This window comes from Pseudomonas sp. AU11447 (assembly GCF_001672555.2).
GTDB classification, from domain to species: Bacteria; Pseudomonadota; Gammaproteobacteria; order Pseudomonadales; family Pseudomonadaceae; genus Pseudomonas; species Pseudomonas nitroreducens.
Window position 1 is genome coordinate 1 of the sequence record NZ_LZDG02000042.1, and the last position, 12,147, is coordinate 12,147.

The following is a 12,147-nucleotide window of genomic DNA, read 5'->3' on the forward strand; positions in this document are numbered from 1 at the left end:
GGCGTTGTGGCTGCATGAAAGACCCTCTTAAAAGGCTAGAAGTGGTGTCCACTTAAATAGGTGGACACCATCGCCTTTGGCGGTGGGGTCAGAAAGGTGTGTTTGCTGGCCGGTTACGTCGATCTCGCAGGCGTAGGCAGCGTTGAAGGCGATCCACAGGAAGATGAAGCGACCATCGAGGTCGTCCGCCTGCTCAGCGCGGTCGAGCCAACTCAAGGCCCGATGCACACGCAGGCGCAAGTTCAGGTGTTCGCCATCGCGCTCCCGGCGATGGCGTTCTTTCAAGGTCTGATACTGCATACAACGGCTCCCTGCCGTGATAGCACAACGATAGCGGCGCGGTTGGGGCGCTAGAACCATGGTGATGCGTTGCAACATCGCCTAACAGAGACGTGGGTACTGTAGATTGACGGCGCAGATCAACTCTCTGGGTTCGGCTAAACGATTCGCTCCATAGCACTGAATTGCCCCGTCACTGATAGATCCACTGCCGAAGCTCTTCCAGGTTCGCCACCACGATCTGCTGCGCAGCAGCCTTAGCCTGGATCTTGTTCGGATCAATCTGATAACGCTGCAGCACGTACTGCACCAGAGCACCGCGGCTGGGGATCAGCAGTTGCTCCTGCTGCATGCCATAGTCCTGTGCGACGATAGCTTTCTGATCTGACTTCAAGCGTGGGTCGGGCTCAATGATCACAGTCACTTCGGAGGACCAACCTAGGTCCTCTTCTCGTCCATTTTCAGAGACATCCAGTACGTCCGGTTCACCGCGGAAACGGCTAAGAACGAAGTCACGATAGTCTCGATTCTTCTCGCAGAAGGCACGGACATGCCAGCGCATGCCGGTGTAGATGAGGGTGTGCGGGGCAATGAGGCGTGTCTCTGGCACCGGATTGGCCAGAGAGACATATTCGCACTCCAGACGCAGCCCTTCACGGCAAGCTCTTACCAAAGGGCGCAACACCTCCGGACGTACAGAGCGATCAGGCACCTTCAGCACTTCGGTATGCGCATAAGCCAGCGCCAGGCCCTCGATGTGTGGCGCTCGCTCTTTGTTCTGGCTCAACAGGTGAAGGTAGGCGCTAGCGCTATTGTCGATGAACTTTGGCGAGAACTTTAGACTTGGGACATAGCCCTTCAGGTGCTTGTCATATGTCAAGTTTTTAGGCGCATGCTCGGCGATGTAGGTGTTGATGTCCTTCGACGCCTGCTGCCGACTGATACCGAAGCTCTGCATCAGATGTCCCGTAGTCAGTCGGCCTTCCCACCAGGCAACAGTTTCGATCAGGCGATAGCGCAGCGCCAGATCCCAGCGGACAGATTCGATCGACTGCTTCCGTTTCATTGAGCCTCCTTGTGTTTGAAAACTTTACCTGTACAGGTAAACACCATGGATATGTCGCTCAAAGCTACATAATCTGACGCCGTCATTCAACTGATTCAACAGGGATGCCCTGGCGGTACTGCTGATGTGGGGTTCGTGGAAACTCCCACGGCCAACGCAGCCACGCCAGGAACTTAACGCACAGTTCAAAGCAGTGCTCGCTGTACATAACGCAATAGTGATGCGTGATCGGAGTTAAGCGCAGCCGTGCGCGCCTACGACTAGCAGTTGCAGCGCCAGCTTGAACTTTGTCAGCGCGGCTAAAGAAATCTAAGGAGCGGAACATGAATCGTCTGGACAGGATCAAGGGCTGCCTGCTCGGTGGAGCAGTCGGAGATGCCTTGGGGGCTCCAGTGGAGTTTCTCGATTGGGCGACTATTGAGCGAAAGTTTGGCTCGTCAGGCATCCGGAATTTCGCTCAGGCCTATGGCGTCACAGGGGCGATTACCGACGACACGCAGATGATGCTGTTCACAGCGGAGGGACTGTTGCGCGCCAAAGTTAGGCAGGCATCGCGCGGTCTTTGCCATCCGCCGTCAGTGATCCATCACGCCCTGTTGCGCTGGTATCTCACGCAGGGCGGAGAGCCTGCAACCGAGGTGGCGAAAGACGGATGGCTGATTCAGCAGCAAGCGCTCTGGTCTCGTCGCGCCCCCGGTATGACATGTTTATCGGCACTGCGTGAATGCAAGTCTTTTGGCGAGCTAGCGCGTAACGACAGCAAGGGCTGCGGTGGAGTCATGAGGGTAGCGCCCCATGCATTCTTCCCTGAACCCTTCGAACTGGCGGCTGAGTCTGCTCGCCTCACTCACGGGCATCCAACCGGATATCTTGCGGCCGGGCTGTTTGCAGACATCCTCTCCCGCCTCCTACCGAAGTCCTGCTCGCTGGAGGAGGCCGTCCTGGGTAGCCTCCAACAATACGGAGACCGAGAGGGCATGAGCGAGACACGCGAGTTAATCGAACTCGTATTGGCATTTCATGAGAAGCGCGTTCGGCCCACCCCCAAAGTAATTGCACTATTGGGAGGTGGATGGACAGCCGAGGAAGCACTGGCTATCGGGCTATGGTGTGCATTGATGGCCGACAGCTTCGAGCAAGGCATCACCTGGGCCGTCAATCACAGTGGCGACAGCGTTAGTACCGGAATGATTGCCGGAAATCTGCTCGGTATCCAGCTCAGCTGCGCCAGCATTCCCGCGCGTTGGCTAGCATCGCTGGAGTTGCGCGAAGTGATCGAACAGGTAGCCGTCGATATTGATAGGGTGCCGCGTGTCTACGCTGGCGAGTGCGGTGAGGATCGCACTCATGACGAGCAGATCTGCCAGCGATATCCAGGATGGTGATTAGTGCACCCTGCTAGACAGCATGATTCATAAAGAAACTAGCGCCAGCGACACACGCTGTCGCGTAGCGCGCCTAAATTACTGAACAACCAGGCCTGAAGGTCCCCCTATGCCGATACCACCGCCACCGCTCACTTTTATCTGTCCGCATTGTTCGTGGCAGAAAACGACCGTGCCGAAGAGCGATGCACTTTTAATCGGTCACGACTGCTATACCTCCTGCCCGAAATGCGGATCGGCAGTAGTAGTTCGGCGCATGGCAACACCTATCGAAACGATGAAGGCCCGCCTCGAACACGCGCTTCGGCTTGATCGACACTGAGCACTTCTGAACCTGGAGCACAGGCACATGAAAAATCTTTTTGCGGTTATCGGCGTCATTGTTGTCGCCAAGAAGGGCTACGAGCTGTATCGCGAGTACAGCGAGATGAAGCGCGAGCGGGAAGCTCGGACAACGAATCAGGACGTTGATGGCTAGGAAGTCAAACAAGCCAGCCCATGGACCAAACTGGCCAGTTGCCACATACCCGCAGCTTCCGCCACTCTATGGGTATCTCTGGCTAGTCAAGGGCGACGGCATTGCCCGCTACATCTACGTGCAAACACGTGCAATCTGCTGATGCCAGCACTCGATGAGCAACATTCAACGTAGGCGATTGATGCCCGGCTGCTTCCTCCGCCCTCCCCGGCATCCACCGGGGCGGCGCATGAAGTCAGCACGTCGAATCCAACTGACAGTCGAGCGAGGGAACACGAACCCTGGCGCCAACTGACACTTGCAACAACATCACCATTGGCACGCAATCACAAGGAACGGACTATGAGCATGGATCGCGCGAACGAAATTCTCCGCAACTACAACCAATGCTACGAGCAGTTCGACACGCTTCGTGAGTCGTTGTCACGCCTCTTTGCCGGCACGCCGCTGGCGGAAGAAATGAGAACTATCTCGGCCTGTATAGAGCAGGCTTATGAATGCAATGTCGATGCGGGTTGGTTACCGGAAGAAGAAAACGTCTTCAACGAACTCGAACTGCTAGTTGCGAACATCAAGCACGATGGCCGTGGCCGTCACTACAAGGGACTGAACGATGTGCCTGAACACCTCAGGCAAGGGTTCGATCAGGATGAGCAGGACTTTCGCGATTACCTTGAGCAGCTACGGGAAAATTGTCGAGAAGCCTACAACCTAATCTCTGAGCAGCAGGAAATCCTAGCCGAGGCACTGGAGCAGGACCTGCTTGAAGAGACTTGGAACCAAATCGACGAAGAATTCATGACCAAAAACGCAAAGTCGATAGTCAACCAAGTATTTGAACATCTCCTTGCAGATTGGCGGCAATACGCAGCACTCGCGTCCGAGTTGGTGAAAATGGCCAATGAACTGGACAATCCCGACCCCGACCGCAGCCTGACGAAAGCTCTGCTATTCGACTGAGCCACTAACAGCGTCAAGGATTGCACGATCTAGTCCGTCGGTGCCCCTGCACTAAAAATGATAGGCCTTAACCTATCTCCGCTATGCGTTCTGAGGAAGTAGCCTTTCCATGAACATAATGAATGTCATGCCGCAATTGTCCCTGTCCGAATCCGGTCCAGTGAACGAACGCGGAGAAGCTGTCCATTTTCGTCAAGGCGACCTTGATGGTGCCTGTGGTCCTTACAGCCTACTAATGGCGCTAGTCACCAACGGTATCATCCGCCGCGAGGAGGCCTCCTATATGGGGCTGCGCGACGGACGCACTAGGCTAGGAAAGTTTCACAATCGCCTCACCGAATTCGGTGGACTGATCAGCAACGGCACCAATGAGTTCGAGTTGGACTGGCTTGGTGAGTGTTTTAGTCGCCAGATCGAAATCAAAGTCCTGGAAGGCAATACTCGCGCCATGGTGGAGCAACTGGTAGACGCGATTCGTCAGGGTCACTCGAGCATCGTCGGTGTCGACTGGCCTGGCGGTGAAGGACATTGGCTGTTAGTAGTTGGTTACCAAGGCAAGCTTGTCGACCAAGGCAGCGATGGATCAAAGATTGAATGTACCCACCTGCTCTGCTTGGACCCTTTATGCGAGGCGCCCAAGGTTTCCCTCTGGAACGCAGTGCTCGAAGTTCAGACCGCAGATGGCTTGGTACCCAACGCTGGCCGTTTCCCGTCGAACCACTGGAGTGGTTCCACTCCCAGCAAATGCAAGATCACCAACGCCCTAGCGATTGTGAAACGTAGATAGGGGGTCAGGAACGAAAGGCTTCCCAATTTCCACGTGGTGTGTTGGTGCGGTCTTCGGGGTAATTTTTTTGCCGCGCGTAAGAAATTTGCGCGTTGGCCATCGGGAGTGGTGATGTCGTCTTTGGCATGGATTGATTTTGATGAAGCGGAGCGTCAACGCGCGCAACGCATCATGGCTCTATTCCAGGAGCGCGAGAGCCGTGACGAACTGGGCTTGGGCGCGATCCGCGACTCCATCGCCGACCACCTGTTCCCGGGCACCAGCACAATCCAGACCCGGCTTCGCTACATGCTGTTCATTCCTTGGATCCTGAGCCGGCTTGAAAGACGCGACGGCTCGGCCAGCCAACTCAGTGCAGAAGGTCGAAGCATGGAGATCCGCCTCTCCCAAGCGCTGAAAGCCGGCGGCGAGACGAGTGGTATCATTGGTCGAGACGCCGGGGCGCGACTTCATCGACTTCCAAGTTCCGTCTATTGGGCAGGCCTAGGTGCCTGGGGCATCCGCCAGTTCCCCGGATCTCGCGCGACTTACTACGGGGCTCTGCCAACGGTCCGTCGCCGCCAACAGCTTTCTGACGTCGAGGCAGAAGGCCTCGAAGATATCCAGAGCGGTAACTGGCATCCAAGCCTGCCACCCGCCCCTGCCGATCTTCTCGAGACCGCCTCTTTTAGGCTCACTGGCGACGAAGCCCAGTTCATTCGCGACCGCTTAGTCGCCTCCGCGCGAACCTCACTCCTGACCTGGCTCTCCGGCCAGTCGCACAACGGTCAATGCGCCTACATCTGGCAGCACCCCGCGCTCGGCGACTTCCCGGCTGAGGCGCGATGTCTAGTTCAGCATGCGGAGATCTTTTCCGGTGTCATCCACGGTGCGGCGCTGCTCTACAACCTTCAGCTTGCGGAGCTGCGGGCCCGAGAAGACTGGATCGAACTCTATCGCGGCCGACTGGCCCAATGGGCAACTGAGTTGGACGACCAACGCCTCGCAGCCTGGTCGCTAGAAGACTTTTGGCGGGAGGTCTCGCACCACACCCACACCATCCGTCCAGCGCTTACTCGCTTCGTCCAGGACTGGGTGGCGTTAGCTAGAATGGGGGCCTCCAGTCTGCCGGATTCCCAGGCGGCCAGGGCACTGGTCCGCGAGAGGGAGCGGAAACTGAAGACTTCGCAGTCGCGCTTCGCCAATCACACCGCTCTGGACCGCTGGGGCGGGGCCTCTGGGGCATACCCGTTGTCGTTCCGATGGGGGCAGGCCCAGTCTCATTTGGAGGACCTGCTAAATGCCAAATAGAGCTAGCCTGGATCCCGAAGTACGCGTCCTTTACGGCGAAAGCCTATCGGCGCCGTCCGGCTATGTGTTTGACGCAGCGGTCGCCACTACCTACTCCCTCGACTTCGAGACGGCCCTGGCCGCGCCGGTGAGCCTAGCGCTATTCGCCGCCGAGAATCGCGATGAGATTCTCAGCCAGCCCTTGGCTCTCCTTGAGGGCGCTGAACGTATCACTGATCGGCTCGCCGTCTATTACGACGCAGGCCATATCCAAGCTCAGACCCAGCCGCAGTCCCGGCTCTGCAGTCTGTTGGAGAAGATGATCATTGCCGTAGCAGCTCCGCAGGGCGGCGCCTTCCACCCGAAAATCTGGGTTCTGCGCTTCAAACCACAGTCGGGTAGTGGGGCTGCAAAAATGCGGCTCTTGGTGCTGTCGCGGAATCTGACTCAAGACCGCTCTTGGGACATTTCCCTTTGTCTGGATGGCGACGTTACCCGTCGAGTGGTGCCGGACAATAAGCCAATCGTCGACCTTCTCAAGCGCCTGCCACGGATCACCGTGCAGCCAGTATCCGAGGACGTCAGGGCACTGACCCTCGATGTCGCCGGCGATCTCAATCGAGCTGCATGGGTGCTGCCCGAGCATTTTGATACCCTGAGCCTGGCAGTCAACGGCATAGAGTCAGAGGCTTGGTCACCGTCAGCTTGCACTCGAATGGGCGTCATTTCTCCGTTCTGTGACGACACTACCCTTATTCAACTGGCAAGGCTAAGCCGCGAGAAGCCAGTACTGGTGGGACGGAGCGACGAACTGGCCGCTTGCTCGGCCGACACCCTAGCTCTTTACGAGCGAGTCAGTGTGCTCGATGACATGGCCGCCAGCGAGGACGGTGAAGAGGCAGCACCGGAAAGCCTGCAAGGCCTCCATGCCAAGGCATTTATACAGGAGGTCGGCTGGGACACCGTCCTGACAGTTGGCTCCGGCAACGCCACCCAAGCGGCGCTTGCCAACCGCAAGTCGGCCAACAACGTCGAGGTGTTTGCGACCATCACAGGCAAGTCCTCCAAAGTAGGCAGCGTTGAGAACATCCTGGGCGCTCAAGGCTTCGGGCGGCTGCTGTGCCCCTTCGTTGCCAGCGATGTCTCGGCGGACGCCGCTGCGGATAAGGCGGCAGAACGGCGCCTGGAGGATGTACGTCGCTTAATCTGCAAGGCTGGCTTGGCGCTGTGCTGCGAACGCGCCCCTGCTGAAGGTGAGGACGCCGCTGGGTGGCGGGTCTGGCTGATCTGCGTACAACCGCTAGCTGTCACCAGCCTTGCCAGCGCCTTTGTTTGGCCGATCACCCGCGGCGAGGGGCATCATCGTGATGTCCTGGCTGCGCTGGCCGCAGGGGAGGACGTCGATCTGGGAGTCATGCCTCTGGCGGACGTCACCCGGTTCATCGCCTTTCAACTGGCTGACTCCGACAGTGACGCCCGCCTGCTGTTCAGTATTGGCTTACCAATGGACGGCCTTCCGGTTGAGCGTCATTCCGCGATCTTCCGCGCGATCATCACCAACCGTGACGCTTTCTTCCGCTATCTGCGGCTACTGCTTTCTGAGCTTGGTGACCCGTTCGCCGCGGCCTTGGCCGCGCAGCCCGGCGGCAGTGAAGGCGCATGGGGCCGCGGGCGGGCGGACGAAGTGCCCCTACTCGAAGACCTGGTACGTGCGCTCTGCGCCGGTGATGGCCGCCTATCCGCAGTCGAGCGCTTGATCAGGCGCCTGACCGCCGAAGACTCCACTACCGATCCGGTCCCGACAGAGTTTCGCGTACTTTGGGAGGCCTTCCGGTTGGCGATGCCCGAGGAGGCAAGCCATGTCCACTGATCCGTTCAAGGCTGGATCGGCACTTCAGTCATTGAAAGCCTTCCAGCGCCGCACGGTCGACTACGTCTTTGAGCGCTTCTACAACTCCGAAAATCCCGCCTTCCAATTCCTCGTCGCCGACGAGGTGGGCCTTGGCAAGACGCTGGTCGCGCGCGGCGTTATCGCCCGTGCCATTGAGCATCTGTGGGACAAAACCGACCGGATCGACATCCTCTACATCTGCTCGAACCAGGCTATCGCCGCTCAGAACCTCAATCGGCTGAACGTCCTTGGACGCCAAGCGCTGGCTCTACCGACCCGTATGACGCTGGTGCCGCTGCAGATGCGGGGCGAAAGTTCGCTCAACGCCAACAAGGTCAACTTCATCAGCCTGACTCCAGGCACGACGTTCGACCTTCGATCGTCGACTGGCGTCGCTGAGGAGCGCGCCCTGTTGTTCCATTTGCTTCGGCCCGAGGTCAGTTCGCCACGCGGACTGCAGAACCTGTTGCAGTGCGATGTCGGCGCCGAGCGTTGGGAATATTGGATCAAGCACTACGTTTCGCTCAACGGGGTCGATACAGCCCTGATCAACCGCTTCCGAAAGGATGTCAGCCAGGACGCAGCTCTGGCCGGCGAATTAGAGAAAACCATCGAGCTCTTCCGACGGCGGCGGGCTCGATACCCCTCCGTCATGACCCGCACTCGAAACGCGGTGATCGCCCGTCTGCGGGGCAAACTCAGCCACGCCTGCGTGGATGCGCTGCAGCCTGACCTCATCATCATGGACGAGTTTCAGCGCTTCCCGGATCTACTGCACGGTGAAAGCGACGCCGCCTACTTAGCGCGAGAGCTATTCAACTACCGAGACCATAAAGGCAATGCCGCGCGCACCCTGCTGCTCTCGGCCACACCGTACCGAATGCTCACACTTCAAGGAGACCAAACCGAAGACGGCGAGCATTATGACGACTTCCTGGAGACCTTGACCTTCCTCTTTGGACAGGCCCGAGGTCGGGAAATGGTGAGCGCATTGGACCAAGAAATGCGCGCCTTCCGGACCGCCCTTCATGGGCTGCCCGCCGCCAGGGGCAAGGCCATGGTTCAGAAGGCTAAGGTGGAAACCACTCTGAAGCAGGTCATGTGCCGTACCGAACGGGTCTCCAGCACCATCGACCGCGACTCCATGGTCTGTGAGCCGCAAATGGATCTTACCGTCCACGTTGACGACCTGCGCCAAGCGATGGCGGTCTCCGGCGTAGCTCGAGCCCTCGAAGCACCTGACGTCATCGAATATTGGAAGTCGGCGCCCTACCTGCTCAACTTCATGCGCGATTACGCGCTGAAGCGGGCCATGAAGGGGAAGGAGGGAACCAAGCCTTCCGCTGCCCTAGTCAACGCCTTGGCGACAGCCAAGAATGCCTGCCTCGACCATGATCAGCTCAACGCTTACGCGCCGATAGAACCAGCCAACGGGCGGATGCGCGCGGTGATGGAAGACGTCTTCAAGGACAGCCTCGAGCAGAGCCTCTGGATCCCTCCAGCGCTCCCCTACTACGGTTATAGGACTCCAGACACCCGACCAACCAAAGCGCTGATTTTTTCGTCTTGGACAATGGTGCCGGACGCCATTGCCGCGGTACTTTCCTACGAAGCCGAGCGGCGTATGGGCGCTGGCCAAACCGGCCGTGGATATTTTGACCTAAAGCGGCCACGCCCCCTTCAGTTCCGGTTGGCGAACGGCCGCCTGGCAGGTCTGCGTGCCCTGCTGTTGATCTATCCGTCTCCGGTTTTGGCCGAACTCGGCGACCCCCTAGCGGTGGTCGCTGGATCTTCCGAGCGCCTGTCCTACGCCGACATGCGATCGCACGTTGCCGAACAGCTGAAGGGGAAATTGACCGATATGGTCGCGCGCGGGTCGGCCGAGTCAGAAGGTAGTTTTGCCGAATGGGCGCTGCCCGCGGCCATCGACGTCATGGCGGGGAATGGCGCCCTGAAGTGGATCGATGCGTCGGAAGGGATGGGTAATTTGGCCAGCGAGGACGCCTTTAAGGATCACGTCGAAGCCATGAAAGTGGCAGCAGTCGGCGATCTTGGCTCAGTGAGCACCGACGCCCTGGACCTACTGGTTGATGTGGCCTTGGGAAGCCCTGCGATCTGCGCGCTTCGCGCGCTGCGACGCGTGGCGCCCGATTTGGCATGGGACGATCCGAGCCTCCTGAGCGCGGCAGCCAGCGTCGCCTGGGGCTTCCGGACGCTGTTCAATCAGCACGAGGCAGTCGCCTTGTTGCGGCGAGGCGAAGAAGATCGCTATTGGCACCGGGTCCTCACCTTCTCGGCGGAGCAGAACCTCCAGGCAGTTCTCGATGAGTATGCACACTACCTCGTAGATGCTCTGGGCCTAAGCGCAATATCACCTGGAGAACGAGTAATCGGACTCGGTAAAGTCATGGCCGACGCGCTCTCGATCCGTCCCTCGCAGATTGATGTCGACAATCCCTCGATCGTCGAGGGGCGCCTGAAAGTAGACAAATTCCAAATGCGTGGCCGTTTCGCCATGCGCCTGGCAGACTACCGTGACGAAGAAGGGGCCGTCGCGCGGCTGGGCGGCGTGCGCGACGCATTCAATTCGCCGTTCCGTCCCTTTGTGCTAGCCACGACCTCCGTCGGTCAAGAGGGACTCGATTTCCACCCCTACTGCTACCGTGTGTACCACTGGAACCTACCCGGCAATCCGGTCGACCTGGAGCAGCGGGAAGGTCGAGTCCATCGCTTTAAGGGGCACGCCGTCCGTCTGAACGTGGCTCACAATCATGGTCACGAGCTTTGGGCACACGGTGCTGTTTCGTCTGACCCCTGGGCGCAGATGTTCACTGCAGCAAGGGCATCCACTGACTCCGACACGGACCTCGCTCCTTATTGGCTATGCGAGGGGCCGGTGAAGGTGGAGCGACGCGTACCGGCCCTTCCCTTCAGCCGCGAAACCCAGCGCCTCGAATGGCTAAAGCGCAGCCTAACTGTCTACCGACTAGCGTTCGGCCAGCCCCGACAAGATGACCTGCTGAACTATCTCGGCGGCCTTCTAGAGGGCGATATGACGATGGATGAGCTTGAGGCGTTGCAGATCAGACTTCAGCCCTAACGAGCAAGCCCGCGTGGACTGCTGTCTCCGAAGGCAAAGGGTGACGGCCGCCTCAGATATTGTTTTGCTCACCTAGCCTTCGCCAGCTCTTGGCCCACTTGAGCACTTTGCCCTCACCATTCTTTTCAGCGGGGTGGAAAATCCTAATGTAACGCACACCACTCAGTTCGACCTCGTCCCGGCTACGAGCGAAAGGGAAATTTTTGTCCAGCTCCTGCCAAACTTTTTCTTCTTCCGTTAGTGGCAGTAAGCCAAGCGCTTTCAATCTTTCCTCGATTAGTAACACTCTATCCTGGCGCCTTTTCAGTTCGTTCTGAACGCTTTTCTCGGACAACCTCCCCGTAGAGGCCTTTAGGTATTCGAGAAGGTCTTCTCTGGCCCACCCCAGGTCAAACTCGGAGAACTCGCTCGCATAGTTCTCGCGTTCCAGGATATCCAGCCCTTCCCGCTCCGAGAGCACATTCCTGTTGATCAGCGCATAGGCGTAAGCCCCCGCGGGGCATGCTCCGCCCTCGTTAGTGGCGATGCAACTCAAATTGATGGTGTTCAACCGGCCGGGATAAAAGAAGGCGAAGAGTGCGTCGAACTCTTCCTGGCCAAACATTTCCATGTGGCTAGAACACAATCCTGCTCCCTCGGGAAAGTCGACTTCGGTGATGTAGCCTTTCTCGCTCAGCACCTCCACCAGGGCAGAGAAATCGATATCTCCCGTCAGGACCCTGAACTTGAGATAACCGGAAAAATTGAAATCGTCAGGATACATCCATCCTCCTAGGCTCCACGGTTGAGTACGCCATGTCGCACCAACGAATACACCAGCAACGCATATCGACTGCGCATTCGGCACCGCTGCAGTTTCGACAGGAATGGCACATGCCAAGGCTCCGGCGCAACAGATCGCCCACAACGGGTACACCCGGCCGGCCATTGCC

General features: G+C 58.4%; 9 protein-coding genes and 1 pseudogene. 7 read left to right on the forward strand and 3 right to left on the reverse strand.

What is annotated here, in order from left to right; translation table 11 throughout:
- Positions 1–87: 87 nt before the first annotated feature.
- Both A6723_RS12925 and A6723_RS12930 read right to left on the reverse strand, forming a co-directional pair.
- Positions 88–300: pseudogene (locus tag A6723_RS12925) on the reverse strand (hypothetical protein); the annotation flags it as partial.
- Positions 301–472: 172 nt separating this feature from the next.
- The gene (locus A6723_RS12930) at positions 473–1,345 is read right to left on the reverse strand and encodes a WYL domain-containing protein (RefSeq protein WP_054910784.1); all 873 of its coding nucleotides are present in this window, start codon (positions 1,343–1,345) and stop codon (positions 473–475) included.
- A 323-nt stretch (positions 1,346–1,668) separates the two neighbouring features.
- Here A6723_RS12930 and A6723_RS12935 point away from each other — a divergent pair, with 323 nt between their 5' ends.
- From A6723_RS12935 to A6723_RS12960, 7 genes are all read left to right on the forward strand, one after another.
- Positions 1,669–2,730, forward strand: coding sequence for an ADP-ribosylglycohydrolase family protein (locus tag A6723_RS12935; protein ID WP_054910785.1), 1,062 nt, complete (start codon positions 1,669–1,671; stop codon positions 2,728–2,730).
- Positions 2,731–3,079: 349 nt separating this feature from the next.
- On the forward strand, positions 3,080–3,208 hold the full coding sequence (locus A6723_RS32410) for a hypothetical protein (protein ID WP_256235602.1): 129 nt from the start codon (positions 3,080–3,082) through the stop codon (positions 3,206–3,208).
- Between the two features lie 342 nt (positions 3,209–3,550).
- Entirely contained in the window at positions 3,551–4,168 is a 618-nt protein-coding gene (locus A6723_RS12940; protein WP_054910786.1) for a hypothetical protein, read from the forward strand.
- A 109-nt stretch (positions 4,169–4,277) separates the two neighbouring features.
- Positions 4,278–4,955: a hypothetical protein gene (locus A6723_RS31745; RefSeq protein ID WP_139092972.1), complete on the forward strand. Its 678-nt coding sequence runs from the start codon at positions 4,278–4,280 to the stop codon at positions 4,953–4,955.
- A gap of 111 nt (positions 4,956–5,066) precedes the next feature.
- Positions 5,067–6,245, forward strand: a complete 1,179-nt coding sequence (locus tag A6723_RS12950) for a DUF6361 family protein (protein ID WP_054910788.1) — start codon at positions 5,067–5,069, stop codon at positions 6,243–6,245.
- On the forward strand, positions 6,235–8,094 hold the full coding sequence (locus A6723_RS12955; protein WP_054910789.1) for a phospholipase D family protein: 1,860 nt from the start codon (positions 6,235–6,237) through the stop codon (positions 8,092–8,094). The genes A6723_RS12950 and A6723_RS12955 overlap by 11 nt, the downstream gene beginning before the upstream one ends.
- Positions 8,084–11,215: a helicase-related protein gene (locus A6723_RS12960; protein WP_054910790.1), complete on the forward strand. Its 3,132-nt coding sequence runs from the start codon at positions 8,084–8,086 to the stop codon at positions 11,213–11,215. Before A6723_RS12955 ends, A6723_RS12960 begins: the two co-directional genes overlap by 11 nt.
- A gap of 52 nt (positions 11,216–11,267) precedes the next feature.
- On the opposite strand, the gene A6723_RS12965 is transcribed toward A6723_RS12960, so the two are convergent.
- The gene (locus A6723_RS12965; RefSeq protein WP_064979696.1) at positions 11,268–11,978 is read right to left on the reverse strand and encodes a hypothetical protein; all 711 of its coding nucleotides are present in this window, start codon (positions 11,976–11,978) and stop codon (positions 11,268–11,270) included.
- Positions 11,979–12,147: the final 169 nt, after the last annotated feature.

What these genes read in the sequence shown, in the direction of transcription:
- A6723_RS12930 (WP_054910784.1), bottom strand. Translation starts at nt 1,345, where the DNA reads ATGAAACGGAAGCAGTCGATCGAATCTGTCCGCTGGGATCTGGCGCTG.
- A6723_RS12935 (WP_054910785.1), top strand. Translation starts at nt 1,669, where the DNA reads ATGAATCGTCTGGACAGGATCAAGGGCTGCCTGCTCGGTGGAGCAGTC.
- A6723_RS32410 (WP_256235602.1), top strand. Translation starts at nt 3,080, where the DNA reads ATGAAAAATCTTTTTGCGGTTATCGGCGTCATTGTTGTCGCCAAGAAG.
- A6723_RS12940 (WP_054910786.1), top strand. Translation starts at nt 3,551, where the DNA reads ATGAGCATGGATCGCGCGAACGAAATTCTCCGCAACTACAACCAATGC.
- A6723_RS31745 (WP_139092972.1), top strand. Translation starts at nt 4,278, where the DNA reads ATGAACATAATGAATGTCATGCCGCAATTGTCCCTGTCCGAATCCGGT.
- A6723_RS12950 (WP_054910788.1), top strand. Translation starts at nt 5,067, where the DNA reads ATGTCGTCTTTGGCATGGATTGATTTTGATGAAGCGGAGCGTCAACGC.
- A6723_RS12955 (WP_054910789.1), top strand. Translation starts at nt 6,235, where the DNA reads ATGCCAAATAGAGCTAGCCTGGATCCCGAAGTACGCGTCCTTTACGGC.
- A6723_RS12960 (WP_054910790.1), top strand. Translation starts at nt 8,084, where the DNA reads ATGTCCACTGATCCGTTCAAGGCTGGATCGGCACTTCAGTCATTGAAA.
- A6723_RS12965 (WP_064979696.1), bottom strand. Translation starts at nt 11,978, where the DNA reads ATGTATCCTGACGATTTCAATTTTTCCGGTTATCTCAAGTTCAGGGTC.